General features: G+C 57.1%; 20 protein-coding genes. 7 read left to right on the top strand and 13 right to left on the bottom strand.

What is annotated here, in order from left to right; all coding sequences use genetic code 11:
* Positions 1–51 precede the first annotated feature (51 nt).
* From V7Z75_RS01785 to V7Z75_RS01815, 7 genes are all read right to left on the bottom strand, one after another.
* Entirely contained in the window at positions 52–1,041 is a 990-nt protein-coding gene (locus V7Z75_RS01785; protein WP_334106726.1) for an acetyl-CoA carboxylase carboxyltransferase subunit alpha, read from the bottom strand.
* A gap of 6 nt (positions 1,042–1,047) precedes the next feature.
* On the bottom strand, positions 1,048–4,497 hold the full coding sequence (gene dnaE, locus V7Z75_RS01790) for a DNA polymerase III subunit alpha (RefSeq protein WP_334106728.1): 3,450 nt from the start codon (positions 4,495–4,497) through the stop codon (positions 1,048–1,050).
* Positions 4,498–4,573: 76 nt separating this feature from the next.
* Positions 4,574–9,463, bottom strand: a complete 4,890-nt coding sequence (locus V7Z75_RS01795; RefSeq protein ID WP_334106730.1) for a hybrid sensor histidine kinase/response regulator — start codon at positions 9,461–9,463, stop codon at positions 4,574–4,576.
* Positions 9,464–9,477: 14 nt separating this feature from the next.
* Positions 9,478–11,097 carry a methyl-accepting chemotaxis protein gene (locus V7Z75_RS01800; RefSeq protein ID WP_334106732.1) on the bottom strand — a complete coding sequence of 540 codons (1,620 nt, stop codon included), beginning with the start codon at positions 11,095–11,097 and terminating at the stop codon, positions 9,478–9,480.
* Between the two features lie 20 nt (positions 11,098–11,117).
* On the bottom strand, positions 11,118–11,642 hold the full coding sequence (locus V7Z75_RS01805) for a chemotaxis protein CheW (RefSeq protein ID WP_334106734.1): 525 nt from the start codon (positions 11,640–11,642) through the stop codon (positions 11,118–11,120).
* Position 11,643: 1 nt separating this feature from the next.
* Complete coding sequence (locus V7Z75_RS01810) at positions 11,644–12,009, bottom strand: response regulator (RefSeq protein WP_334106735.1); 366 nt, start codon at positions 12,007–12,009, stop codon at positions 11,644–11,646.
* Positions 12,010–12,025: 16 nt separating this feature from the next.
* Positions 12,026–12,391, bottom strand: a complete 366-nt coding sequence (locus V7Z75_RS01815; protein ID WP_334106884.1) for a response regulator — start codon at positions 12,389–12,391, stop codon at positions 12,026–12,028.
* A 306-nt stretch (positions 12,392–12,697) separates the two neighbouring features.
* Between V7Z75_RS01815 and V7Z75_RS01820 the strand changes: the two genes are divergently transcribed.
* From V7Z75_RS01820 to V7Z75_RS01830, 3 genes are all read left to right on the top strand, one after another.
* The gene (locus V7Z75_RS01820; RefSeq protein ID WP_334106736.1) at positions 12,698–13,843 is read left to right on the top strand and encodes an FIST signal transduction protein; all 1,146 of its coding nucleotides are present in this window, start codon (positions 12,698–12,700) and stop codon (positions 13,841–13,843) included.
* Positions 13,844–13,923: 80 nt separating this feature from the next.
* Positions 13,924–14,424 carry a thiol peroxidase gene (gene tpx / locus V7Z75_RS01825; RefSeq protein WP_334106737.1) on the top strand — a complete coding sequence of 167 codons (501 nt, stop codon included), beginning with the start codon at positions 13,924–13,926 and terminating at the stop codon, positions 14,422–14,424.
* A 70-nt stretch (positions 14,425–14,494) separates the two neighbouring features.
* Entirely contained in the window at positions 14,495–15,244 is a 750-nt protein-coding gene (locus V7Z75_RS01830) for a phytanoyl-CoA dioxygenase family protein (protein ID WP_334106739.1), read from the top strand.
* A 1-nt stretch (position 15,245) separates the two neighbouring features.
* On the opposite strand, the gene V7Z75_RS01835 is transcribed toward V7Z75_RS01830, so the two are convergent.
* The 6 genes from V7Z75_RS01835 to V7Z75_RS01860 all read right to left on the bottom strand — a co-directional run bounded on the left by V7Z75_RS01835 (position 15,246) and on the right by V7Z75_RS01860 (position 22,661).
* Positions 15,246–15,650 carry a group III truncated hemoglobin gene (locus tag V7Z75_RS01835; RefSeq protein WP_334106740.1) on the bottom strand — a complete coding sequence of 135 codons (405 nt, stop codon included), beginning with the start codon at positions 15,648–15,650 and terminating at the stop codon, positions 15,246–15,248.
* A 130-nt stretch (positions 15,651–15,780) separates the two neighbouring features.
* Entirely contained in the window at positions 15,781–18,384 is a 2,604-nt protein-coding gene (gene pepN / locus V7Z75_RS01840) for an aminopeptidase N (protein WP_334106741.1), read from the bottom strand.
* Between the two features lie 74 nt (positions 18,385–18,458).
* On the bottom strand, positions 18,459–18,827 hold the full coding sequence (locus V7Z75_RS01845; protein ID WP_334106743.1) for a nucleotide pyrophosphohydrolase: 369 nt from the start codon (positions 18,825–18,827) through the stop codon (positions 18,459–18,461).
* Positions 18,820–19,977, bottom strand: coding sequence for a THUMP domain-containing class I SAM-dependent RNA methyltransferase (locus tag V7Z75_RS01850; protein WP_334106744.1), 1,158 nt, complete (start codon positions 19,975–19,977; stop codon positions 18,820–18,822). Before V7Z75_RS01850 ends, V7Z75_RS01845 begins: the two co-directional genes overlap by 8 nt.
* A 12-nt stretch (positions 19,978–19,989) precedes the next feature.
* Positions 19,990–20,793, bottom strand: a complete 804-nt coding sequence (locus tag V7Z75_RS01855; RefSeq protein ID WP_334106746.1) for a polyamine aminopropyltransferase — start codon at positions 20,791–20,793, stop codon at positions 19,990–19,992.
* Positions 20,793–22,661, bottom strand: a complete 1,869-nt coding sequence (locus tag V7Z75_RS01860) for a ribonuclease catalytic domain-containing protein (RefSeq protein ID WP_334106748.1) — start codon at positions 22,659–22,661, stop codon at positions 20,793–20,795. The genes V7Z75_RS01855 and V7Z75_RS01860 overlap by 1 nt, the downstream gene beginning before the upstream one ends.
* 80 nt (positions 22,662–22,741) lie before the next feature.
* Here V7Z75_RS01860 and V7Z75_RS01865 point away from each other — a divergent pair, with 80 nt between their 5' ends.
* From V7Z75_RS01865 to V7Z75_RS01880, 4 genes are all read left to right on the top strand, one after another.
* Positions 22,742–23,143, top strand: a complete 402-nt coding sequence (locus V7Z75_RS01865) for a Fur family transcriptional regulator (RefSeq protein ID WP_334106749.1) — start codon at positions 22,742–22,744, stop codon at positions 23,141–23,143.
* A 155-nt stretch (positions 23,144–23,298) separates the two neighbouring features.
* Positions 23,299–23,718 carry an RNA polymerase-binding protein DksA gene (gene dksA / locus V7Z75_RS01870; RefSeq protein ID WP_334106751.1) on the top strand — a complete coding sequence of 140 codons (420 nt, stop codon included), beginning with the start codon at positions 23,299–23,301 and terminating at the stop codon, positions 23,716–23,718.
* Positions 23,719–23,836: 118 nt separating this feature from the next.
* On the top strand, positions 23,837–25,057 hold the full coding sequence (gene zigA / locus V7Z75_RS01875) for a zinc metallochaperone GTPase ZigA (protein ID WP_334106753.1): 1,221 nt from the start codon (positions 23,837–23,839) through the stop codon (positions 25,055–25,057).
* Between the two features lie 124 nt (positions 25,058–25,181).
* Complete coding sequence (locus tag V7Z75_RS01880; RefSeq protein ID WP_334106755.1) at positions 25,182–26,204, top strand: CobW family GTP-binding protein; 1,023 nt, start codon at positions 25,182–25,184, stop codon at positions 26,202–26,204.
* Positions 26,205–26,278: the final 74 nt, after the last annotated feature.

Below are 26,278 nucleotides of genomic sequence, written 5' to 3' on the forward strand. Positions count from 1 at the left end.
GCGGCAGGCTCGCGGGAATGGAAAGATCGCTCTCCATTCCCGGATGAGGATTTACTTGACAGGGATTTCCTTGAACTTGCCATAACTCATGAGGCGTTCATGTCGCACTTCCAGCAAGTTTTCCAGCGATTGTCCCCGTAGCTGGGCCAACTCTTCAGTCAGGGCACGGCGCAGGTTCTGCATCATATCCTCAGGCGCGCGGTGAGCGCCGCCCATGGGCTCCGGCACGATACGGTCGACCAGCCCCAGTGTCTTGAGTCGTGAGGCGGTAATGCCGAGTGTTTCAGCAGCCTCGGAGGCCTTGTCCGCGCTCTTCCAGAGAATAGAGGCGCAACCTTCGGGGGAGATGACCGAATAAGTGGAATATTGCAGCATCATGAGATGATCCACCACACCCAACGCCAATGCGCCGCCGGACCCCCCCTCGCCGATAATCACGCCAATGATGGGCACGTTCAGCTCAGCCATGACATACAGATTGCGCGCGATCGCTTCCGATTGCCCGCGTTCTTCCGCGCCAATGCCGGGATAAGCGCCCGGGGTATCGATCAGCGTAATGATAGGCAGCCTGAACTTCTCGGCTAGGCGATAAAGTCGCAAAGCCTTGCGGTAGCCTTCAGGCCGCGGCATGCCGAAGTTGCGGTACTGACGCTCCTTGACGTCGCGGCCTTTCTGATGACCGATCACCATGACAGGCTGTCCATCGAAACGGGCAATGCCGCCTACAATGGCAGGATCGTCGGCAAAGGCGCGGTCGCCATGCAATTCCTCAAAATCCGTGAAAATGCCGCGGATGTAATCCAAAGTGTAGGGGCGTTGCGGATGCCGCGCGACCTGGGAAATCTGCCAAGCGGTGAGCTTGGCATAGATATCCTTGGTCAGCGTCTTGTTCTTCTGCTGCAGGCGGTCAATCTCCTCAGAGATATCCAGCGCGGAGTCATCCTGCACATAGCGCAGCTCTTCGATCTTGGCTTCCAGTTCGGCGATGGGTTGCTCGAAATCCAGGAAGCTGGTTTTTACATTGTTGGTTTTGGCGTTCATAGGCGGTCAATTATAAAGTATTTTCACGTTTTCATCGCTGAGCCAACCTTTCAGCCCATGCAATAACTCATCCTGCAACTCCACACGCCAGTCATTACCCAGCATGAGTTCCACCTGCGCCTCCTTGTTGCGGTAGGCTATTTTCACTGCGCAGCCACGCCCGGTTTCTGGCGTGCCGGGTTTGCAATAAGGCGCCAATAATGTACGCAACTTGTCGGCATCGGCCTGGCCGTTGCAACTCAGTCTGAGCAGGTTGGCATATGCGTTGCGCGCGCCGGCAATGTCAGTCACGCGCCGCGCGTTCACGCGAATGCCGCCCGAGAAGTCATCATGACTTACCCTGCCTTCGACCACCAGCAACTGGTCTTCCTTGATCAAGGCCGCGCTTTCGTTGAGCACTTCACCGCTCACCACGATATCCACGCGGCCTACCATATCGTCCAGCGTCACAATCGCCATCTTGCCGCGCCCGGTCATGCGCACGCGCACACCCATGACAATCCCAGCCATCAATTCCGCCTGGTCGCCAGGCTTGAGGCTGGCAAGATCGTGACGCACAAAGGTAGCGACTTCCTTGCGATATGCCGCATAGGGATGGCCGCTGAAATAAAAGCCAAGTGCTGTCTTTTCTTCCTGTAATTGCTGCTTTTCAGGCCATGGCTCCGTTTCCGGCAGTACATGCACGGCGCTATCTATCACCGAGCCGAACAGGCTATCCTGCCCGCTCGCCGCTCCGTTCTGCTCAGCAGCCGTGATCGCCAAACTCACTCCAGCAAGCAAGGCGGCCCGGTTGGGTTCCATCTTGTCAAACGCGCCTGCGCGAATCAGCGACTCGATCACGCGGCGGTTGACCTTGCGCAGGTCCAGACGGTTGCAGAAATCAAACAAATCCTTGAAATCGCCGCCTTCCTTGCGCGCGGCAATGATCAACTCAATCGCCGCCCAGCCCGTACCCTTGATGGCACCCAGGCCATACAGTATCTGCTTGTCGTTGATCGGCTTGAAGCGGTATTCGCTAGCGTTGATATCCGGCGGCAGCACCTCCAGGCCATTGAGTATGCAATCGTCATAGAACAGGTGGACGTTGTCCGTATTATTCATGTCGGCAGACATGGTGGCGGCAAGGAAAGCCGCAGGATAATGCGCCTTGAGATAGGCGGTCTGGTAGGCAACCAAGGCATAGGCAGCAGCGTGCGACTTGTTGAAGCCGTAGCTGGCGAACTTCTCCATCAAGTCGAACAATTCCCCGGCCTGCTTTTCAGAGGTACCGTTCTTGACGGCTCCCTCGATGAAAATGCTGCGCTGCTTGGCCATTTCCTCGGGTTTCTTCTTGCCCATGGCGCGGCGCAACAGATCCGCACCGCCCAGGCTGTAGCCTGCCACTACCTGGGCAATCTGCATCACCTGCTCCTGGTAGACCATGATGCCATAGGTCTCTTTGAGGATGGGCTCGGTCGCCGGATGCGGATATTCCACGCGCTGCAGGCCATGTTTGCGGCGGCAGAAATCCGGAATCAGATCCATCGGTCCGGGGCGGTAAAGCGCCACCAGGGCAATGATGTCCTCGAAGACGTCCGGCTTGGCCTGCTTCAGCATATCCTTCATGCCGCGCGATTCCAGCTGGAACACCGCCGTGGTATTGGCCGCCTTGAGCAACTGGAAACTGGCCTTGTCGTCTATGGGCAAGGTCTCGAACTCAAGCGGCTCCAGCCCTTGCTCGGCACGCTGCAGGTTCGCGCTTTCCAGCGCCATGTCGAGAATGGTAAGGGTGCGCAGGCCCAGGAAGTCGAACTTGACCAGCCCGACCGCTTCCACGTCGTCCTTGTCATATTGGCTGACCACGCTCTCGCCGCCAGCCTGGCAATAAATGGGCGAGAAGTCGGAAATCTTGCCTGGCGAAATCAGCACGCCGCCTGCATGCATGCCGATATTGCGGGTCAGGCCCTCAAGCCGCAAGGCAAGCTCAAGCAGTTCTCCCACTTCTTCTTCCTGCTCGCGGCGTTCCTTGAGCTGCGGCTCTTTTTCTAGTGCATCGCTCAGGGTAATACCCAGCTCGTTCGGGATCAGCTTGGCCACGCTATCGACAAAATTGAACGGCAGATCGAGTACCCGGCCCACATCGCGGATAACGGCCTTGGCGGCCATGGTACCGAAGGTGGCAATTTGCGATACGGAATCCAGGCCGTATTTACGCTTCACATAGTCGATGACGCGATCGCGGCCTTCCTGGCAGAAGTCGATATCGAAGTCGGGCATGGAAACCCGCTCAGGATTGAGGAAGCGCTCGAACAGCAAGGCATACTGCATTGGATCGAGGTCAGTAATCCCCAAAGAGTACGCCACCAACGAACCCGCGCCGGAACCCCGGCCAGGGCCGACAGGAACGCCATTGTTTTTGGCCCAGTTGATGAAGTCGGCCACGATGAGGAAATAGCCAGGGAACCCCATCTGGATAATGATATCGGTCTCGAATGCCAGGCGTTTTTCATATTCGGCCCGCTTGGCCTCGCGCCTGGCTTCATCCGGGTAAAGCACCTTAAGTCGCTCTTCCAGTCCAACCTTGGCTTGCGTCACCAGATATTCATCGAGGCTTTCACCGTTGGGTGTCGGGAATTGCGGCAGGTAATTCTTGCCCAGAGTCAGGGTCAAATTGCAGCGCTTGGCAATTTCCACGCTGTTGGCGAGCGCTTCGGGAATATCGGCAAACAGTTCAACCATCTGCGCCTGAGTCTTGAAATACTGCTCTGCCGTGAATAATTTTGGCCGGCGGTTATCTGCCAGCACATAACCTTCGGCAATGCAGACGCGGGCCTCGTGCGCCTTGAAATCGTCCGGCGCCATGAACTGCACAGGATGGGTCGCCACCACCGGCAACTCCATCTCGCTGGCCAACGCCAATGCGGCAGCAATATAGGCTTCCTGCTGCGCATGGCCCGCGCGTTGCAATTCGATATAGAACCGTTGCGGGAACAGCGATGACCATGTCGTAGCAAGCTGTTGTGCCTGGCTCATATTGCCTTGCAGCAATGCCTGGCCCACATCGCCGCCCATGGCGCCAGAGAGCAGGATCAAGCCCTCTGTGCCGCCCTCCTGCAGCCATTCGCGCTTGATCTCAGCGCGACCGCGATACTGGTTATGCAGATAGGCTCGGCTCAACAGTTCACACAGGCGCAGATACCCGGCGTGGCTCTGGCACAGTAACAGCACGCGGTAAGGCAGGTCGCGCTTGGATTCATTTTCCAGCCAGATATCTGCCCCGATCAGCGGCTTGACGCCCTTGCCTCGGGTAGATTTATAGAACTTAACGGCGCCAAACAGGTTAGACAGATCAGTCAATGCCAGCGCGGGCATCTGATCTGCCGCCGCCTGCCTGACATAATCGCCGATACGCACGGTGCCATCGACAACAGAATATTCGCTATGGCAGCGCAGATGGATAAAGGAAGGATTCGACATACTGTCCCAATTTTACCTGATTCAGGCCTGCTTGATGTCACCAGTTTGCATCAGCAGGCCCGCACTGGGACCGCTCTCAGGTCAATAACTGACGCAAGGTGACAGCAAGCTCGTCCTCATGCACAGGCTTGCCAAAGAAGGCGCTGACGCCGAGGCTTCTGGCCAATGCCTGGTGTTTTTCCGCCGTGCGCGAGCTCACGATCACCAGCGGGATATTGCGTGTGCGTTCGTCATCCCGCACATTGCGGGCAAGCTCGAAGCCATCCATGCGCGGCATCTCGATATCGGTCAGTATCACCGCTGGCAAGGCCTGCTGCATGGCCTGAATCGCTTCTATGCCATCCTTGGCTGTGACTACTTCATAACCCTCACGCTCCAGGAAGCGGCCCAGCACCTTGCGCATGGTCAGCGAATCATCCACAAGCAATGCCAACGGTTTGCTTGGAGCCGCAGAAGCTCCCACTGTCACGGCAATATTAAGGCTGCCTGCGGACAAAGCCTCGCGGTTGGCAAGCTGTAGCGGATTGATGATCAACACAATGCTGCCGTCCCCGAGCACGGTAGCTCCCATCATGCCCGGCACGCGCGCGAGCTGTGGGCCAATACGCTTCATCACCAACTCCTGGTTCCTCAGGATGTCATCGACATGCAGTGCAATCCGGTAATGGCCGCTACGCAACAACATGACAGGCGTATAGCGCTGACTTTCCGCCGCGACCTGCATATCGCCGCACAGCCTGCCAAGGAAATAAACTGGATAATCCTGGTTGGACCAGCGCAACTTGCCATCCGCATAAGCCGCAGCCAAGGCATCAGGCTTCAACTTCAGCACCTGCTCCACTATGACGGCCGGTAAGGCAAACTGTCGACTGCCATAGCGCACCAATACCGCCTGAGATACCGAGAGCGTCATCGGCATGAAAATAGTGAATACCGCTCCTGCACCAGGATGGTTGCTGATATCGATCCGTCCGCCCAATGCCGTGATATCGGTACGCACGACATCCAGGCCCACGCCTCGCCCTGCTATCTGCGACACACTGCTGGCAGTGGTAAATCCTGGCTCAAAGATCAATGCCAATAACGCTTCGTCACTTATTTCCTGACCGGGCTGCAATAGATGTTGTGCCAGGGCACGCTCACGCACCTGCTCAAGGTTGATACCCATCCCATCATCGCTGACCGTCAGGATGATTTCATCATTTTCCTGGCGCACCTTGAGCGAAATATTGCCTGCTCCGGCCTTGCCATGCTGCTGACGCACCTCCGGGCTTTCCACGCCATGCGCCACTGCATTGCGCAGGATATGTTCTATCGAAGCGCCCATGCGCTCCAGCACGCTGCGGTCAATCTCGGTATCGTCGCCGTCCAGTGTAAGCTCAACCTGCTTGCCAAGCTCACGCGCCGTCTGGCGCACGATGCGATGCATCCTCTCCGCCATTACCGAGAACGGCACCCGGCGTATATTCATCAGGCCGTATTGCAAGTCGCGATTCATGCGTGATTGCTGTTGCAACGCTGCCTCGGTTTCACTGAGGTTATGCAGCAAGCCGTGCTGGATGGTGGAAACGTCGTTAACGCTCTCCGCCATCATGCGGGTGAGCTCCTGCAAACGGGTGAAGCGATCAAATTCCAGCGGGTCGAACGTTTCGTTCGATTCCTGCAACAGCGTCATGCGCGATTGCAATTGGCTCTCGGCTTCAATTTCCAGTTCACGCAGGTAATTACGCAAACGCTGCACGCTCTCAGTCAAGTCTAGCGAAGATTGCTTGAATGCCTGCATTTCGCGCTCCATGCGTGAGCGAGTGATACTGACTTCACCAGCCTCATTGATCAGGCGATCCAGCACCTCGGCACGCATGCGCAGGTATTGAACACGTCGCTCACGCCCGGCCCGGGGCGCAGTTGCGGCCTGTCGGCCGGCCGGCAATGTCGTTTGTCCACCCAATGCCTCTTCCAGTAAGGCACCCATGCGATCCAGACCAGCAAACATCTCTGTAAAATCATCAGCCTGCGGCGCATGCTTCATGGCACGCATGACCAGGTCTTCCATACCATGCACCGCATCGCCGAGACTGCCCTGTCCCGCCATGCGCGCGCTGCCTTTCAGGGTATGCAGGGCGCGTTGCAGCATATCAGGGTGTTCTGCTTCCTGCGGCTGCGTATGCCAGGCCCGCAACTCCCGCCCGATCAAGGGCATCAGGTCATTGGCTTCTTCCACAAAGAGTGTGAATAGTTCCTGGTCAACCGGCAACCGCTGCAGGGGCTGTGCATGTTGCGTACCGGCATCAAGCGCTTCCAGCTCATTGACCGCAGAGTTGTTGATCATCTCGTTGACCGCTGCTTCTGCCTCCAGCAGGCTGGCCATGACATCCTCGGATTTTGCAAGCCGCGGCGCCAGGGCCACTACATTGCTGCCTGTCGCCAGATCAATGACAGGAACGGAAGCATCCTTGGTTGCTTTTTCAAGAGCACGCAACAAGGCGGTGGCTGCCCTGGATTGCTTACGCTCACGCGCCTTGTCGAGCATTTTTTCCAGGGTGTCAACAGTATTCTGCAAGAGTTCAACAGTTTGAGCGGTCCAATTCCCCTGGTGGTCATCCAGCCAATGCTCCAATGCGCGCGCAACATTGGACAATGCCCTGAAACCAATGGCCGCTGCATTGCTAGCCAGGGTGTGGACCGCCCGACGTGTATTATTGTCAGGGAGCAATACGGGTTCACTGCGATGCAACACCATTTGCAGGCCGTCCTGCAATTGCTCGAGATGTTGGCCTGCTTCCTGGATGAACATGGCAAACAAGCTACGGCTGACCTTGCACGTGCCCCCGATCACCACCTCTTCTTCCACCTGTTCAGCAGAGGGAGCTTGCGTCAACGCTGTGCGCAGGTCATTCGCGCGTCGCTGCCAGTAAAGCACATCCACATTGAGCGCTGCCTTATCCTGTAACTTGGTTACCCAATCGGCAAAACCGGCACTGGCTTCCTCCACAAAAGCAATCACACTTGCCTCCGGCGCCAGTTTTCGTTCCAGCAATTGGTTAAGCAGCATTTCCACGCTGGCAGCCACATCCCCCAGGTCAAACAGGCCTACAGTACGACCGCTACCCTTGAGTGTATGGAAACCGCGCCTGACCTCCCCCAATGCCTGTTGATCTGTAGGATTGATACGCAATGCCTGTAGGTGCTGCGCAATGCCGGCCAGCACTTCTTCCGCCTCGGTGAGATATATCTCCAGCAGCTCTTCATCAATGGCAGCAGGCGCAGCCTGAATATCAGGCTGGCCTGTAAGCTCAGCTGTTATGCCAGGATCAGCTTGCCGCACCTCCTGTAGCCTGGATAAGGCATCTTCCAGCGCCAATGTGCCGCTGACCGCATGTGGATATTGCTCTACATACATCCCCACCAGGCTCAGACTGTCCGCAAGCACCTCAAACACTTCCTGTCCCGGCTGGATATCATTGGTCTGCAAGCCAAGCAGGACATGCAATGCCGCCTGTGTCAGCGAACCCACTTCTGGCATATCCAGTATTTCCAAAGTGGAGCCGACCTGCTGCAAAGGCACGATAGCCTGCGAGACCGGCAACAGATCATTGGGTTGGCGGAAATACGTATCAAGCAATTGCTCGACTATTTGCAATGTCGCCCCGGTTTCGCGTGCCAGCGCATGCTGAGCTGTGCTTTGCACGCCCGCATCAGGTGCCAGATCAGGCTCATGCCCAGCAAGCAGTTCTTGCAGGCGCTGCTGCTGATTTTCCAGGGCCAGTTGCAACTGCGGTGTCTGGTCGCCATATTGCTGCAGCGCTTCGGTCAGCAATGTCAGTGTCGCTGCCACCTCGATCAACAAATTGTCCTGATGGCTGACATGACCGTTCTGCAATGTCTGTACCGCCTCCGCAACCAGAGCGAATAACTGCTTGACCGTTGTATTGGATAATCCCTGATAGGTATTGAGGATGCCCCCAAAACGCGCCAGGAACTCCTGAAATACGGCATGGCCTTCGCTGGCGCGATCCCAGATATCCTTGAGCGCCTCCAGCGCTACCTGGCATTGCGCCACGCATTGTCGCTCTTCAGCACCGGGCACGGCTGTCGCCGCCTGAGGAATCAGATGCTGCAATTCAAACAGCTCACGTACCACCGCAAGGCGCTCGGAATCCCGCTTGCTGATGGCAATAAAATACAAAAGGTCACGCAGCAGCAGGCTTGCCGGGCGGCTGCCCCCTTCGCTGGCTGAGCGTAGCTCCTGATCCAAACGGCGGCACAACCGCTTGACGCCAGCATCATTGGCCTGGGTTTCATCAGTCAGGGTATCGATGAATGCGGTGGCAACCCACCATAATGTCTTCTGAGCAGCCTGACTCTGTACCAACTGCACTTTTTCCAGCGCAGCCGACATTTCATACAAGCCCTGCTGGTCGCCCTTGAGCCAGGATAGTAATGATTTCTGGAAACGTGCCCGTTGTTCTTTCAAGACACCGGGCAGCCCACCCCCTTCGGCATCCAATGTTTCTAGAGGAATATCCCGCGGCAGCCGCTGACTGGTATCAGGAAAAAACAATTCCGACTCTTCCAGTGCCTCACCATGCACCGCTGCCAGGCGCTGCAATTGGCCAGAGAGCCGTAACGGTTGGTCCGGCTTGCCGTTCATCAACTCCTGCAAATATTGTTGCAGATGCAGAATCGCCTGCCGAAGCACATCCAGCGCTTCGCCTTCCAGCTTCAACTCATTTTTTTCCAGCTTGGCGACAACGGTTTCCATTTCGACGCAATATCGCTTGCAGCCTTCCAGGCCCACCATATCCAGCGCGCCGTTGACTTGATAAAGGTGCGTCCTGGCAAACCGCAGCGGTGAAAGATCTCTGGGATTACCTGCAAGAGCCGCCAGCTGGACCTGTACCTGCTCCAGCGCCTGGTCTATTTCTTCCTTGACCCAGCTCAATGGGCCGATATCGAAATCTTCCACCACTTTTCAGGATCCTAATGCAGCTTGAAGCCTGCAACTGAAGAGCGCAGCTCTTCTGCAAGCGTGGTGAGCTGGCCTATCGAACTGGCAGTTTTTCGCGTACCTTCTGAAGTTTGCAAGGTAATATTTTGAATTTGCTGCATATTCAAGCTTACGGTTGCAGCAGCCTTGGTCTGCGCTTCTGTCGCATTGGAAATTTCCTCGATCAACCGCGCCAGGCTATTGGTCACGTTATCGATTTCACTCAAGGCCTGGCCCGCAGCATCGGATAACCTTGCCCCTTCCACCACGCCTTCCGTGCTTTTTTCCATCGCTGCCACAGCGCTATTGGTATCTGTCTGGATGGTTTTCACAATCGCGCCGATCTGCTTGGTGGCTTCGGAAGAGCGCTCGGCCAAACGCTGCACTTCTTCCGCCACCACCGTGAAGCCACGGCCTGCCTCGCCTGCGGAAGCAGCTTGGATCGCTGCATTCAAGGCCAGGATATTGGTCTGCTCGGTAATATCGGAAATAAGGTCAACGATTTCACTAATTTCCTGAGAACTCTCGCCCAATCTCTTGATTCTTTTTGATGTTTCCTGAATCTGCGTGCGAATTTCATTCATCCCGACAATGGTATTCTGCACAGCCCGCGCACCCTGATTGGTCGCATCCAGAGAGCGGCGCGCCACACTGGAGGCTTCCTCGGCGTTCCCGGAAATCTGCAGGATGGACTGGGTCATGTGGTTGACGGCCTCCCCTGTTTCGGTGATTTGCTGCGATTGAAGTTCGGCTGCATTCAGCAGCGCACTGGAAGTATCCTGCGCCTGAGCTGTCGCCTGGTTCACCTGCTCTGTCGCGCGGTTGATCTCGGTGACCAGGTCACGCAGGCTATCAATGGTGTAGTTGATGGAGTCGGCGATCGCGCCAATCACGTTTTCCGCCACCTCAGCCTTCACGGTCAGATCGCCATCAGCGAGGTCGCCCATTTCATCCAGGAGGTTCAGAATCGCTTCCTGGTTATTGAGGTTGGTCTGCTCGATTTCCTCGAACCGCTCACGCGCGCCTGTCACCTGCTGATATCCCATGCGCACAACCAGCGCCAGCACCACAATGCTTGCCACCACGGAGAGCGCCAGCCACCAGCCAGCCTTACCTTGCTCCTGGTAGCTTGAGCGCATCTGATGCGCTGCCCGCATGGTGTCATCGCTGGCAGCAGCCAGTCCAGTTAGCTCGCCCGACTGCGCCTGGCTCTTCAGATTTGTCCATGCCCGCTCCAATTGCTGCAGGCTTGCCTGGGCATCCGCTGTTTTCAGTATTGCCGCGTCCTGTAAGTCGCGCACCCCGGCAAGGTCACTAGTCGCCTGGTCCAATGCGCCACGCATGCGGTCTGCCGCGGCGGCATCGCCTGCATCCTTCATTGCGGCATCACGCGCCACCTGCTGCATGGCTGCATTGAGGGAAATCACGGTATCAGTGAATTGATTGTTCCGCGCCGCCTGGAACTGATTCAAGCCCAACCCAAGCAAGGCCAGTACCAGCGCCAGCAGCAATGCAACCAAGGTGAGCCGGTTGCTTTTTCCGACTTCATCGGAACCTCCTGCCGCTGCCTTTTTGCCGAATAATTTTTTAAAAGCGAAAAAATCCAGTGCCATTGATGTCTCCCAGTGCTCTTTCAGGCCGCAACCTGAAGAAATTCCCTTTTACCCAGGAGCCGCGCCATATCCAGCGCCTCCCATTGGTTGTGCTGTTGATCCTCGTATCGTGCGGTCACATAGTCGGGCACATCCGCCACCAGTCCCAGCGGTTTCAACTCGCCCAGATTGCGCAACCCTGCCAGACCATCAATCAGGAAGCCGGCATTGAGGTCAAAATCATCATGCGCCAGCAGTATGCGGCTATCCGCCATAAGGACCGGCTGTTGCTGCCTGATGCCGAAGAATTGCGCCATGTCCGTGATGGCGTACAGATTGCCGCGCACATTGGCCATACCTAAAAACCAGGCTTGCGTCAGCGGCACATGCAAAATCTCCGGAACGGGCAACACTTCGCTGATTTCATGCAGGGACACCAGATAGCGCTGGCCGCCGGCATAGACGCCCAACCATGCGCTATCGACCTCCTGCGCTTCGCTGACGTGTTGCAGCCGCTCAAGAATATATTGCTGGTATTCCTGCAAATTGAGTCTGGATTTGCTCATCTCAGCCCAACTCTGCAATCTTGCCCAGCAATTCGTCGTAATCCACAGGCTTGATCACGCAGGCCTTGGCGCCTTGCCGTAGCGCCCACAGGCGATCGGTCGCCTGACCCTTGCCGGTACAGACAATCACGGGAATATGCGCTGTTGCAGGATTTTTGGATAAAGCGCGCGTTGCCTGGAAACCATTGAGCCGTGGCATGACCACATCCATTAGCACCAGATCCGGCATGGAGTCATTGACCTTGTCCAGGCAGTCCTGGCCATCTTCGGCAGTATTAACCTCAAAACCCGCCTTTTGCAGCATCTCGCTCAAATACAAACGGTCAGTCGCCGAATCGTCAACCACCAGGATTTTCTTGATTGCCATCTGTTATGTCACCCTGTTATTTATCTGTGGCATGCATCGTATGCTGTCGCACTGCATCCAGCAGGGAGTTTTGTGTGAAAGGTTTGGTGAGATATTGGTCTGAGCCTGACATGCGTCCGCGCGCGCGATCAAACAAGCCATCCTTGCTGGAAAGCATGATTACCGGAATGAACTTGAAGCGCGCATTGCGCTTGATCAGCGAGCAGGTCTGGTATCCATCCAAGCGCGGCATCATGATATCGACGAAAATCACGTCCGGCAGATGCGTGGCTATCTTGGACAAGGCATCAAACCCGTCCTCGGCGAGAAACACCTCGCATCCTGACTGACGCAGGAAAATTTCAGCGCTTCTGCGTATGGTCTGACTGTCATCAATCACCATGACCTTCACACCAGATAGATCAGTTTCCCCCACCCTTTAATCCCCTGTTGTATTGGCAGGCTGCATCAAGCAGCAGGCTTGTATGGACACAAAACAGCATGCCCGGTTTCCAGCCATTCTATCTATAGAGTTCAACGCGGCGCAATACCACACCTGCAAAAGCGGGTTGTCAATCCCTGAACAAAAAGGTTAAATAAGCTGCTCGGCCGGGCATGATGATTTATACCGGCATACAAAAACAATATCTCCAATAACACAAAATACCGCACTCCATCTTAATAAGCGGCCCTGTAGGGAACATAGATCATGCAAGTCAGACAAGAAGCCCTTACGGCAAAGATGAGCCTCAAGGATTTGCCACCATCCTCGCCGTTGCCCAATGCGCAGCTGGTGCTGGTATTCGGCTCTGTCAGGCGCTTCAGCGATGCCAAACTTCCGGCACAACTCAAGGCTCGGTACCCTACTGCCCAGATCGTCGGCTGTACTACCTCCGGTGAGATTGGCCCCGATGGTGTCAGCGACGACAGCCTACAGATCACCGCCATTACATGGGACAAATCCACACAGCGTGTCACCTACGCACGCGCCAACAACATGCAGACCTCCGCCGAGACAGCCATCAATCTCGCCAAGCAGCTCAAGGCCGACAATTTGCGTACCGTGCTGCTGCTCTCTGATGGCCTGCACATCAATGGCTCCGAATTACTGCAAGGCTTCCAGAGTGTATTAGGAGATATACCGATTGTCGGCGGCATGGCAGGCGACAATGCTGAATTCTCCAAAACGCTGCAACTCCTCAATGACAGTGTGGAAGAAGGTTTGGTCATCGCAATTGGCTTGTACGGCGACAAGCTGATTACTGCCAGCGGGGCGCTCGGCGGCTGGAAGCCTTATGGCCCGCCGCGCAAGATCACCAAATCCGAAAAAAACATCGTCTACGAAATGGACGGTAAGCCGGCTTTGCCGCTCTATCGCATGTATATCGGCGACCAGAATGCCAAGACTTTGCCCGGCTCCGGCCTGCGCTTCCCGTTCGCCGTCATTGAGGAAGGCAAGCGCGAAGTAGAGAAAGTGCGCACCTTGCTCGCCATCGACCCGGCAAAAAACAGCTTGACCTTCGCAGGCAATGTCGAAGAAGGCGAAACCGTGCGACTCTGCCAGACCAACCATGACCGATTGGTGGAAGGAGCAAGCGGCGCTGCCAGGCTGGTTACCGGCAATCTCAATACCAGCCAGCCGGGGCTGGCCTTGTGTGTCAGCTGTGTTGGGCGCAAACTAGTGATGGCTGACCAGATTGCGGATGAAATCCATGCGGTACAGCAGGCATTGGGGCACCAAACCGTGCTGACCGGTTTTTACTCTTACGGCGAGTTCTGCCCTCGGCCCAACACTACAGATAGCGTATTGCACAATCAGACCATGACCATCGGCTACCTAAGCGAAGCTTTGTAATAGTGGAGCTTTGGTAGTCAGGAAACTCTGTGACTGGTCTACCCTCAAACCTACTCAACCATTAGAAAAGGACATAATCCATGGCAACCGTGACTCTCAAAGGCAATCCTGTACAGATCGGCGGTAACCTGCCGCAAACAGGCGAAACCGCCCCTGATTTCCAGCTGGCAGATGCAAAGCGCAACCTGGTCGGCCTGGCCGACTTCACTGGCAAGCGCAAAATATTGAATATTTTCCCCAGCGTCGATACGCCGACTTGCGCCACATCTGTGCGCACGTTCAACAAGCAGGCCAGCGGCCTCGACAATACCGTGGTGCTGTGCATTTCTGCCGACCTGCCATTCGCACAGAGCCGCTTCTGCGGCGCCGAAGGCCTGGAAAACGTCGTGACCCTCTCCACTTTCCGCGACACCGCCAAATTCTCCAAGGATTACGGCGTGCAAATTGTGGACAGCAGCCTTGCAGGCCTGACTGCACGCGCGGTGGTTGTGCTTGATGAAAACAACAAGGTGCTGCACAGCGAGCTGGTCAGCGAAATCGCCAACGAACCTAACTACGATGCCGCGCTGGCCGTTCTGTAAATACCGTAATTGCACAGCCGTAGCCTAGTTGCGGCTGTGTTTTCATGTTTTTGTCTTTTTTACTCACTCCTTGAGCTCTTCCCCGTATCTCATTCTCGGCTATCAGGTATTCAACGCCGCGCTACCCAAAACCTGGCTGACGCAGGCGCATGCCGCCGCTGCATCCGCTATCCAGCGCTATCGGGAAACAGAGCCTGTCACGCATGCCAATGGGGTCAGCCTGGGGGAGTTTGCGCAGGCCAGTCCGCACCGCAACCCGAGTGTCGACGGCAGCGCATTCCTCAATGAGCCTTACATCATCGGGGATCTGCTGGCGGTAGACAGGTGCTTTGGGCCGCTGCTCTCAGAACCAGCGCTATGGTCAATCGCGGCCAGCCTGCTGGATGTGGAATTGAGGCATGTCGTTTTCCACTACTCCAACCTCACGCGCAAACCGGCAGGTATCGGGCCGTCGATCAGTTGGCACCGCGATGCGGAAACTACTTATTTCTGCCCTGACGACGACCGCTTCCTGCGCCTGTTGATTCCGCTGCAGGGCATGTCGCAGGAAAATGGTGGCACCGCGGTGATGCCGGGTAGCCACTTGAACAAAATCAGGAAAAACGAACTGGACGGCAGCGCCGTTATTTACCCCAGCCTTGCCGCAGGCGACGTGCTGGCGATCCACCCACAGTTACTGCACGGCGGCGAACCCAATCGCAGCAGCAAGGAACGCGACGTCCTAATCGTACAATTCGGCGTCTCGGGCGCTGGCTTCCGCTATCAGGAAACGATGGAACTAGGCTCCCTGCACGCCCGCGACACCTTCATCGCGCTTTAGGTCAGGCCACTGCCAGTTCTTCCGGCAGCTCTCCCGGTTTGCGATGTATTTGGTATCCCATCCACAAGCTGTTCGCAATCTTGCCTGCCATGAGTTCGGCCTGGGCCTGCATGGCCCGGTTGGGCTGGTTGGCAAGGGCCTGGTGGAACAAGGCCAGCCAGTGTCCAAACAGCTCCGCGCTCAGGTCCGGCAAGGCAATGTGCTTGGGCATGGGCGCCCCGGAAAAACGCCGGCTTCCTAGCAGAATCGCGCACCAGAAATCCTCCAGCTTGCTCAGGTGGGCATCCCAGTCGCTGATATGTCCGTTGAAGATCGGCCCCAGGCGCTCGTCCTGGCGCACAGCAGCATAAAACGCATGCATCAGCGATCTGATCTCACCTTCCGTACAAATTGCACCGTTATCCATTTCCCGCTCCTTTGGAATCCCTACCGATTAAACGACAATTGTTTCATTAAATATACAACAATAATGCAGAAATGAATATTCCCCTGGCTGCATATTGCAGCAAACCAGGAGGAAATATATCGATATTATTTCAATTCAAACACTTGCTGACCACTTCGAATACATCACGTGAAAGTCCGGATGTATCCATAATGGTTTCCAAAGCATTTTTCATCTGTATCTGCAATACAGGCGTATAGCGCCGCCATTCGCGGAATGGCGTGATCTGGCGCGAAGCAATCTGCGGATTGATGGCATTCAGCTCAATGATGGCATCCCTGACCAAGGCATAGCCCTGGCCGCTGGGATCATGAAACTTCACGGGGTTATTGACGGCAAATGCCGAGTAAAGCGCGCGCACGCGGTTCGGGTTCCTGATATTGAACTCGGGATGTTGGCGCAGGCGGGCGAAATCCTCGAAGATGCTTTCCCGGTTGGCGATCGCCTGCAACGAAAACCACTTGTCCACCACAAGTTGGTAATCCTTGAAACGCTCATAGAAATCGCCAAATACTTCATCGCGTTGTGGCTGGTGACTGTCGGCCAGGCTGGCCAAGGCCGCTACCCGGTCCGTCATGTTGTCGGCCTGCTCGTAATGCGCCTTGCCGCGCGCCGCGCAGCCAGTGCCATTGGTGACGGTCAGCAGTTCAAGCACGGTATTCCGCAACGCCCTGCGTCCCATCGCCTGCGGCGTGATGGAGAACTCGCCACTGCCGCCATTGCATTCGTAGAGGCGCACCAGCGTATCCTTATGCGCGCGCTTGATGGCCTTCAGGATGGCGGTGCGCGCCTGGTCGATCGCCGCGGGATCGACGACCTCCTGCGCTTGCGCGATCACGGCGACCGAGGGCAAGGACAAGGCCCGCGCGAGCAACGCCTTGTCGGTCTCCTCATGCATGCCCTGCTCCAGCAGGATGCCGACATCATCGACAAACTGCGTAATATCGGCCTCGGGGTTTGCTATCAGACGATGGATGGTACGCAACGCGATGGTTTGCCCGGCTTCCCATTTGTTGAAGCCATCAATATCCTTGAGCCGCAGCAGGCGCAAGTCGTCGTCGCTGAGGTCCGTAGTCAGCTTCACCGGCGCGGAAAATCCGCGCAGGATGGAAGGCACAGGCCGGGAAGCGACCTCGTCGAAAACGAAGCTTTGCTCGCGCCCGGTCATTTCCAGAATGCGGGTGGCATGCGTTTCCTCGCCCACTTCATTGAGCAAGCCCACCGCCACCGGGATCAGCAGCGGCTTTTTATCGGTCTGCCCCGGCGTATCCGGCTGGGATTGCTTCAGCGTCAAAGTATATTGGCGGCTTTCTGGGTTATAGCTGCCGCTCGCCTGCAGGCTTGGCGTGCCCGCCTGTTTGTACCAGAGGAAAAATTGCGACATATCCCGGCCCGAGACATCGGCCATGCACTGCACGAAATCGTTGATCGTGACCGCTTGCCCGTCGTAGCGGTCGAAATACAGGTCGGTCGCCTTGCGGTAGGTGTCCGCGCCCAGCAAGGTATGCTGCATACGAATGAGCTCTGCGCCTTTTTCATACACGGTCATGGTGTAGAAATTGCTGATCTCGATGAAATTGTCCGGTTGCACAGCATGCGCCAGCGGACTGGCATCTTCGGGGAATTGCAGCCGGCGCAACTGGTCCACGTCGTCGATCCGCTGCACGGCGCGCGAGTTCATATCTGCGCTGAATTCCTGATCACGGAACACGGTCAACCCCTCCTTCAGCGACAACTGGAACCAGTCGCGGCATGTCACGCGGTTACCGGTCCAGTTATGAAAATACTCATGCGCAATCACCGCCTCGACGCTGAGAAAATCCGCATCGGTCGCCGTTTCCTGGTGCGCCAGCACCAGCTTGGTGTTGAAAATATTGAGCGAGGTATTTTCCATCGCTCCCATGTTGAAATCGCTGACCGCCACAATGTTGAACAGATCGAGCTGATATTCGCGACCGTACTTTTCCTCGTCCCACTGCATGGCCTTTTTCAAGGAAGCCATGGCATGGCCGCACTGCCCTTCGTCGCCTTGCCTGACATAGATATGCAGATCCACATGGCGGCCAGAACGGGTCTGGAAAGTGTCGGCGATACGGACCAGGTCGCCGGCGACCAGGGCAAACAGATAGCAAGGCTTGGGGAACGGATCGCGCCATTCGGTGAAGTGGCGATCATCGCCGATCTCGCCAGAAGCCGCCAGGTTGCCGTTGGACAGCAGCACCGGGTAGCGGGCCTTGTCCGCCTCGATGCGCACTGAGAAAATACTCAACACATCCGGCCGGTCCTGGAAAAAGGTGATGCGGCGGAAGCCTTCCGCCTCGCACTGCGTGCAGAATGTCCCTTGCGATTTGTATAAGCCTTCCAGCGCGGTATTGGATTCCGGGTGTATCTCGGAAGTAATGGTCAGTGTGAACTGTTCCGCTGGCTCTTCGATGATGAGCGCGTCATCTTCCAGCCGGTAGCCTGTAAATGGCTTGCCATCCAGTTCCACCGCCAGAATGCGCTGGTCCTGCCCGTTCAACACTAATTGCCGGGAAACGGCTGCCGGGTTCCTGCTATAGACCACTTCCGACCTGACGATAGTCTTGTCCTCGAACAGCTCAAACCTGAGGCTGATATCCGATGCCAGGTAAGGCGCGGGAGTGTAGTCCTTGAGGTAGATGGTCTGCGGCGTAGTTTCTTTCACTGGCAACATGGCTGGCACTTCTTCTTTAAGATGGTTGAATTTCGATGATAGCTGGCAGTCAGGCAACTACCCTCGACATAATATTACTCCTGATACGCCGTGTATTTGGCATTGCTGCCTCTGGCCTTTTCCACCGGATATTTCTTTGCGTTGAGGTCTATCTTGGCATTGGCAGCGGCAATCAGGTCTATGCCGCACACCTCTGCAATGCGTAACAGGTAAACGAACGTATCCGCCAGTTCGTGGCCGATCTCGATTTTGCGCTCATCGCTCAAGGCCGCGCTTTCCTGCGGCGTGTCCCACTGGAAATGCTCCACCACTTCCGCCGCTTCGACGATCATCGCCATCGCCAGGTTCTTGGGCGTATGGAACTGGTCCCATTCGCGCTCCGCGACGAACTGGTTGATGCGCGCGCGCAGGTTTGCCAGGGAATCCTGTTGCGGCTCAGTCATGGAGTTTCTCCTTGCGGTTGGAGCCTGCCACCATCTTGATCTCGAACAGGCGACACTCCAGCGCGCCATTGAAGAGCGGTGTGCGCTTGCTGGGCGCGAGGCGCATGAGCTTGGGCAGACGCATGTCGTTGGTGAGGAAATAGGCGTTCCAGCCGGCAAACTGCTTTTTGAGCACTTCGCCCATCTTCGGATACAGCGCCGCGAGTTCCTCGTCCTCGCCGATACGCACGCCATAAGGAGGGTTGGCAACCAGCACGCCTTCCGCAGCAGGCGGGACAACCTCGACGAAATCGCGGTGCGCCACCTGCACGGCATTGAGCAAGCCTGCTTGCTCCAGGTTCTTGCGCGTGACGCGCACGGCGCGCAAATCTGCATCGCTGCCGTACAGCTTCTGGAAAGTCACCGGCTTGGCGCGCGACTTAGCTTGTTTGCGCAGGGATTGCCAGGCGGCGGCATTGAAATTGCGCAGTTTTTCGAAGCCAAAGCTGCGGTTGCTGCCCGGCGCGATATCCAGCGCAATCATGGCCGCTTCCAGCAGGAAGGTGCCGCTGCCACACATCGGATCCAGCAACGGCGTGCCGGGCTGCCAGCCGGAAAGCTTGAGGATGCCCGCAGCCAGATTCTCGCGCAGCGGCGCCTCTATGCTGGCGCGGCGCAATCCACGCTGGTACAGGGGGTTGCCCGAGGTATCAACATATAACTGGTACTCCTCCGCGCCGAGATAGGCATGAATGCGCACATCCGGCTCGCGCGTATCAATCGAGGGACGGCTGCCGACTCCTTCTCTGAAGCGGTCGCAGACGGCGTCCTTGATGCGCAGCGTGGCGAATTCCAGGCTCTTGAGCGGGCATTTGACGCCCGTGACCTTGACCATGAAGTCCTGCTCGACGTCGAACCATTCGCTCCAGTCCACCTTGCACGCGCTCTGGTACAGCTCGTCCTCGTTGCTGTAATGCCCTTTGGCGACCCGCAACAGAATACGCGTCGCGATGCGGCTTTCCAGGTTGGCACGATAGCAGAGCAGCAGGTCGCCGGCAAAGCCGACGCCGCCGTCCGTGGGCGTGACCTGGCGGGCGTGCAGCCCCTTGAGCTCTTCTTCCAGCAGGGACTCCAGCCCGCGTGGACAAGTGGCGAAAAATTGATAATGCATAGATAGCCTTATTCAGGATTCAAACAGCAAGCGGTTGTTGGTGCTGGGGTTGTGCTCACGCAAGCGCTCGACGAACTCCAGGAATTCGATCTTGTGCTCCACCTCCAGCGCCTTGGCGCGTACGCGCAAGGTGCTCCAGCGCAAGTCGTTGGGTGCGCGCTTGAAGCCAAACACCACCACGTTACCCGGCCTGCCGGTGGGCATGACCAGCATGCGGCCGTGAAAGCTGGTCTCGATGCGTTGCAGGTAAACATCATAGTTTTTGTCGCTGCCCCAGAGGTTGATGGCACACATGCCATCCAGCGTGATGGCCTCGAAACAGGAATCGAAAAAATCCTGCGAGCATAACTCTGCAGGCAAGCCGCTGCTGCCAAAGGCATCCATCATCAACATAGAAGTTGTGGCCGGATTGTCATGCAGAAAAGCCACCGCATCGCCTTCGATAATCTCGAAGCGCTGGTCATTTTCCGGTGTATAAAAATGGCTACGCGCGACCTCGATAATGCGTGGGTTGATTTCTACTACGCGCGTTCTGACCTGCGGCAGATGATGATAAACATATTTGGGAATCGAGCCGCCGCCGAGGCCGAGCACGACAAGGTCGCGCGGCTGCTTCTGGAACAGCAGGTAGACCATCATGCCGCGCGAATAGCGCAGCTCCAGCGCATTCGGTTCCTTGACCCGCATCGAGCTCTGAATGGTATCCGAACCCAGGTGCAGGGAGCGCACCCCATCCACCTCACTGACATCCACTCGATCCTCGTTGGTGATTGACTTATGGATGCTGCGTGCAATTTTTCTGCCCACCCTCAGCATCAGGCAGCCTCGTTTTCTGCAGTCGCCTCGTGATGCTCCACGGACTTGAAGCGGCTTTCCAGCTCGATCAGCAAGGTATCCACCTTCTGTATCTCGATCAGCACACGGCTGCCCGGCGCCAGCTCTGGCATGCCGTGCACCTTGACCATCAGCGGCATGCCGTCCAGCCTGACCAGGCTTTCGCGCCAGACCGTCGCGCCGATTTCATGAATATCCTCCTGCAACAGATATTGCAGGCACCAGTAGCGCTCCATGCGCGTCTGGAAGTCGCCATAGGCGTTGTAGGTCAGGTCGAAATTGCGCATGACGACGACAATATCGTCGCTGCCTTGCGGGTACACAGGCTCCTGTTCCTGCACCACCGAGATGATCTGACGCTGGTTGACGAGATCGACCGCGCGGCGCAACGGCGACGTGCTCCAGCTATATTGATCGACGCCCAGCCCCTGGTGCGGCTCGGCCTTGACCGTCATATACACCTTGCCGTTGCCCTGGGCGCGGTAGATGCCCGGCACGTGGTGCTCCGCGAGCAACCCGCCCCAATGGCTATTGGCCTCGATCATGAGTTCCGACACCAGCTTGTCGATCGGCGCGCCGCGACGGCGGCCGACAATGCTCACGCGACCGTTCCGCACATAGAAGTTATAGTCGGTCTGCGGCGGACGGGTCGGGTCGTATTTGCCCCGCCCCTTTTCCAGCGCCTCGGCCAGCTGAAACAGGAACAGCAGCTTGTGCCAATAAGGATGCCCGCTATCCTGCTCCAGCGTGTTTTCGTTGAAATAGGGTTCCAGCGTGTCGTGACGCAAATTGGCCGCCACCTTGACCTGCTCCACCCGGCTTTCGCGCGCGAGAATGCTAAAATCGGGCGCGACATCCAGGTAAAGCGACAAGGCGGGCCGCCATTCCCCTTCGTTGAGACTGAATGGGGTTACCACGTCTTCTGGCAGCATGGTGATCTTGTTGCCAGGCATATACACCGTGGACAAACGCTGCAGCGCCACCTGGTCCAGCGCGCTGTCCGGTTCGATGCCCAGCGCGGGTGCTGCGATATGGATGCCGACGCGGGTCACGCCGTCGGCCAGCGGCACCAGGGTAAAGGCATCATCAATCTCCGTGGTGTTGCTGTCATCAACACTGAATGCTTCTGCCTCGACGCGTGGCAGATCCTGTGGCAGCACTAGAGGTTCAAAGGCCGGGAAGCCCTCGCCCTCGGCAAAATACTCGCGCAGGAAAGCGCCCAAATGGTAATCATATTCAGAAGAAATGGCACCACATGCCGCCAGCACGCGCACCATGTGCTGATGGGTCTCTGTCGCCGCCTGGTCCAGCGCCTTCCACTCCAGGCTGTTCTTGTCGGGCTGATAGAGCAAGGCATCAATCACCTTGGCATCAAATTCGGCAGGCAATTGCCCGCTCTTGAGCTGCTCCACATATTGCGCCACTTTTTCAGCCTGCAGGCGCTTTTTCTCCAGGCCGGCCAATGCCGCCTGCAAGGTTTCCTCGGGTGCCGCCTTGTAGCGGCCCTTGCCCTTGCGATAGAAATACATGGGGTTGCCGTGCAGGCGAAGTGCAATCGCCGCGGATTGGGTAGCGGTAGGCTTGCCGCCGTAATACTCCTGCGCCAGCTCATCAAAACCAAACTCCGCCTCGTCGCAGCATTCCCACAGGAAAGGCACATCCAGCGTCTCGGCTTCGGCGGCGGCGTTTTCCATAAACCCCGACAACGCACCTTCAAAATGCATCAGCACATTGGAGGACTTGATCTTGGAGCGTTTGCCGGAAATGGATTCCACCTGGAGAGAGCCGGGGTTTTCCGTCATGACCGAGGCAACCTTGAAACTGCCCTCTTCTTCAAAAAATACGTTCATAATCCTGCTTTTTTAGCGTACCCAGTTGACGGCACGCGTTGATTGTCTGTAATTTACCGGCTATGCACAAAGCCGAACGAATGATACATGAGATTGGGCAACGCCCCACCTCTTCCCGTGTTGCCGTATTGAACATCCTGCTGGAATCGGAATTTCCGCTCACGCACCATGAGTTGCTGCACACATTGACCCAGGATGCGCCGTTTGACCGCGTGACCCTGTACCGCGTCCTTGACTGGCTTGTGGAACACAACCTTGTGCATCCCATCATGGGAGAAGACCGCGCCAGGCGTTTTCAACTGACCCTGCGCAACGCCAAGCACCAGCACGCGCATTTCGAATGCTCGTCCTGCGGCAAAATATTCTGCCTGGACGAAGTCAAGCCGCGCATTCCCAATAGCGTACCCTCGCATTTTACCGTCGAGTCGGTCGAACTCAATATAAAAGGTCAGTGCGACCATTGTAATTCCGCGAAAAACTAACCTAGTTTAGGCCAGCCTTTCACATATCGCTGGCCAATTTCAATATTTCCCATCCAGACATCTATTCCACCTCCCCAATATTAAATGCAACATAGTTGCAAAAATAAGCACCACACCTTAAAATGCAATAATGTTGCACAAATACCTTAAAAACCATGCCGAGTCCTGATATCGCCAGCATTGAAGCATTGCTCTCCATGCCGGATGAGCAATACATGAATCCGCAGCAACTCGCCTTCTTCCAGCGTTTACTCGAACAGCAGCTTGCGCATATCCGCGACAACGCCGCCGAAACCGGCAAGCACCTAAGGGAGCATGAGGAATTTCCCGATCCGGCAGACCGCGCCACGCAGGAAGAACTGCATTCGCTGGAGTTGCGCACGCGCGATCGGGAACGCAAGCTGGAAAAGAAAATCAACGCGGCATTGCAGCGTATCCGCGACGGCGTATATGGCTATTGCGAAGAATCCGGCGAGCCCATCGGCCTGCAGCGCCTGCTGGCCCGACCGACCGCTACCCTTTCGGTGGAAGCGCAGGAGCGCCATGAAAGGCGCGAGCGGCAATTCAATCATTAGGAACGGCTGACCAAGCTCAGCGAAACGATCCCGGACAAGCACTCTGCCCGCGAGCAACAGAAAAGCCGGGAGCGTTTTGCTAGCCATCCTCAAGAATCAAGCAAACCCAGGAGCCACCATGCACACTACCCGCAAACTCCCCGTCACCGTGCTGTCCGGCTTTCTCGGTGCGGGTAAGACCACCCTGCTCAACCATATCCTGAACAACCGCGAGGACAAGCGCGTCGCCGTCATCGTCAACGACATGTCGGAAGTCAATATCGACGCGCAACTCGTCCGCGAAGGCGGGGCCGATTTGTCGCGCTCAGAGGAAAAACTGGTGGAAATGAGCAACGGCTGCATCTGCTGCACCCTGCGCGAAGACCTGCTGGTCGAGATCAAGCGCTTGGCGGAAGCCGGACGCTTCGACTACCTGCTGATCGAATCCACCGGCATTTCCGAGCCGCTTCCCGTCGCCGAGACCTTTACCTTCCGCGATGAAAACGGCATCAGCCTTTCCGACATCGCACGGCTCGACACCATGGTCACTGTGGTGGATGCTTTCAACTTCCTGCGCGACTATGCCTCGCGCGACATGCTGGCGCAACGCGGCTCCTCGATGGGCGAAGGCGACGAGCGCACCGTCGTCGACCTGTTGATCGAACAGGTCGAGTTCTGCGACGTCATCGTGCTGAACAAGACCGACCTGGTCGGCCAGGAGGCATTGCAGCAATTGCACGGCATCCTGAAAAGCTTCAATCCGCGCGCCCGGATCGTGGAAAGCGAATTCGGCCGCGTGCCGCTCGACCAGGTGCTCGACACCGGGCTGTTCGATTTTGCCGAAGCCCAGTCTGCCCCCGGCTGGCTCAGGGAGTTGCGCGGCGAGCATACGCCGGAGACCGAGCAATACGGCATTACGAGCTTCGTTTACCGCGCGCGCCGACCTTTCCACCCGGAAAGGCTGTGGCGATGGTTCTCACGCGAGTGGCCGAACGTCATCCGCTCCAAGGGGCATTTCTGGATTGCGAGCCGCCCCGCCTATTGCGGCAGCTGGTCGCAGGCCGGTTCCATCACCCGGCACGGACCGGCCGGATACTGGTGGGCCGCCACGCCCAAGCCCTACTGGCCCGAGGATATGGAATCGCTCAACACCATCCGCTCGCGCTTTTCCGGCGAATTCGGCGACCGCCAGCAGGAGATTGTGCTGATCGGCAGCAGGATGGACGAAGCCGCCCTGAGACAGGAGTTCGACCATTGCCTGCTGACCGATGCCGAACTCAGGCTCGGCATGCAGGCATGGGCGGACTTCAACGACCCCTTCCCCGCCTGGGACCGCCAACCTGAGGAAAGCGCAGCTTGACTCCTGCCGGCACGCTTGTCTTTGCCCAGGTGCCGCCATTCTCGTTTAAAATGCGAATGCCGCAACCCAATGCGGCATCCTGCTATCCTCACAACCATACCCAAGGGACTCAAGGAATTTTTCAATGACGCTGGACCATCGCATCCCGGTGACGTTGCTGACCGGTTTTCTCGGCAGCGGCAAGACCACGTTGCTCAACAAGCTGCTCAACCACCCCGGCATGAAGGACACCGCCGTCATCATCAACGAGCTCGGCAGCGCCGGGCTGGACCATATCCTCGCCCGCACGGTCGAGAGCCAGCATATTGCCGACAACACCGTGCTGTTGGAGTCCGGCTGCCTGTGCTGTACCCTGAGCAACGAGCTGGCAGACACCATGCGCGACCTGTTCTTCAAGCGCCAGCTGGAAGCAATTCCGGCTTTTTCCCGCCTGATGATCGAAACCACCGGCATGGCGGACCCCGGCCCCATCATGGCCAACCTGCTCAACGAGCCGGTGATTTCCTCCACCTATCGCCTGGACGCGGTGGTGGTTACCATAGACAGCACCTACGGACTGCAGCAGATTGCGGGCCACGGCGAGGCGCGCAAGCAAGCCGCCGTGGCGGATGTGCTGCTCATCACCAAGACCGACCTGGCATCGGCGGAAAGCCTGGACGCGCTCGCGGCGGCGCTGCAGGAGCTCAACCCCGGCGCCACCCAATACCGCATCAGCCATGGCGAGATAGATCCCTCCGCAGTGATTGACGCAGGCCTGTTCAATCCCGGCGGCACGCAGGCGCAACCGCAGCGCTGGCTGCGTGCGCCGTCGCGCTCCAAGGCCAGGCGCGGCATGCTGCCGCAAGCGGTGCATGAGGACGAAATCGTCAGCTTTACCGTGACCATGCCCAAACCGTTGACCTGGCTGCAGCTCGAACCCGTGCTGCAATGGCTGTGCGCTACCCACGGCGAGCGTCTGTTGCGCCTGAAAGGCATCATCCATGCCGAAGACCTGCCCGCGCCCCTGGCCGCGCATGCGGTACATCACACGCTTTATCCGCCCAATCTGCTGCAAGGCTGGGACGAGGATGAGCCGATTACCAGGATTGTCCTGATTGGCAAGGGCCTGGATGAGCTTGGCATTCGGGAAGCACTGATGCAGATATAAAAGCCTGGCAACCTTCCGTCCCTGTCATGCTGGGCTCGACCCGGCATCTCGTTTGGATGGGTTGCAGCATTCCC

It is taken from the genome of Methylobacillus sp., from assembly GCF_036844465.1.
Classification (GTDB): domain Bacteria; phylum Pseudomonadota; class Gammaproteobacteria; order Burkholderiales; family Methylophilaceae; genus Methylobacillus.

Excerpts from the sequence above, each read along its gene's own strand:
- V7Z75_RS01785 (WP_334106726.1), bottom strand. The coding sequence starts at position 1,041 with ATGAACGCCAAAACCAACAATGTAAAAACCAGCTTCCTGGATTTCGAG.
- dnaE (WP_334106728.1), bottom strand. The coding sequence starts at position 4,497 with ATGTCGAATCCTTCCTTTATCCATCTGCGCTGCCATAGCGAATATTCT.
- V7Z75_RS01800 (WP_334106732.1), bottom strand. The coding sequence starts at position 11,097 with ATGGCACTGGATTTTTTCGCTTTTAAAAAATTATTCGGCAAAAAGGCA.
- V7Z75_RS01805 (WP_334106734.1), bottom strand. The coding sequence starts at position 11,642 with ATGAGCAAATCCAGACTCAATTTGCAGGAATACCAGCAATATATTCTT.
- V7Z75_RS01810 (WP_334106735.1), bottom strand. The coding sequence starts at position 12,009 with ATGGCAATCAAGAAAATCCTGGTGGTTGACGATTCGGCGACTGACCGT.
- V7Z75_RS01815 (WP_334106884.1), bottom strand. The coding sequence starts at position 12,391 with ATGGTGATTGATGACAGTCAGACCATACGCAGAAGCGCTGAAATTTTC.
- V7Z75_RS01820 (WP_334106736.1), top strand. The coding sequence starts at position 12,698 with ATGCAAGTCAGACAAGAAGCCCTTACGGCAAAGATGAGCCTCAAGGAT.
- tpx (WP_334106737.1), top strand. The coding sequence starts at position 13,924 with ATGGCAACCGTGACTCTCAAAGGCAATCCTGTACAGATCGGCGGTAAC.
- V7Z75_RS01835 (WP_334106740.1), bottom strand. The coding sequence starts at position 15,650 with ATGGATAACGGTGCAATTTGTACGGAAGGTGAGATCAGATCGCTGATG.
- pepN (WP_334106741.1), bottom strand. The coding sequence starts at position 18,384 with ATGTTGCCAGTGAAAGAAACTACGCCGCAGACCATCTACCTCAAGGAC.
- V7Z75_RS01845 (WP_334106743.1), bottom strand. The coding sequence starts at position 18,827 with ATGACTGAGCCGCAACAGGATTCCCTGGCAAACCTGCGCGCGCGCATC.
- V7Z75_RS01850 (WP_334106744.1), bottom strand. The coding sequence starts at position 19,977 with ATGCATTATCAATTTTTCGCCACTTGTCCACGCGGGCTGGAGTCCCTG.
- V7Z75_RS01855 (WP_334106746.1), bottom strand. The coding sequence starts at position 20,793 with ATGCTGAGGGTGGGCAGAAAAATTGCACGCAGCATCCATAAGTCAATC.
- V7Z75_RS01860 (WP_334106748.1), bottom strand. The coding sequence starts at position 22,661 with ATGAACGTATTTTTTGAAGAAGAGGGCAGTTTCAAGGTTGCCTCGGTC.
- V7Z75_RS01865 (WP_334106749.1), top strand. The coding sequence starts at position 22,742 with ATGATACATGAGATTGGGCAACGCCCCACCTCTTCCCGTGTTGCCGTA.
- dksA (WP_334106751.1), top strand. The coding sequence starts at position 23,299 with ATGCCGAGTCCTGATATCGCCAGCATTGAAGCATTGCTCTCCATGCCG.
- zigA (WP_334106753.1), top strand. The coding sequence starts at position 23,837 with ATGCACACTACCCGCAAACTCCCCGTCACCGTGCTGTCCGGCTTTCTC.
- V7Z75_RS01880 (WP_334106755.1), top strand. The coding sequence starts at position 25,182 with ATGACGCTGGACCATCGCATCCCGGTGACGTTGCTGACCGGTTTTCTC.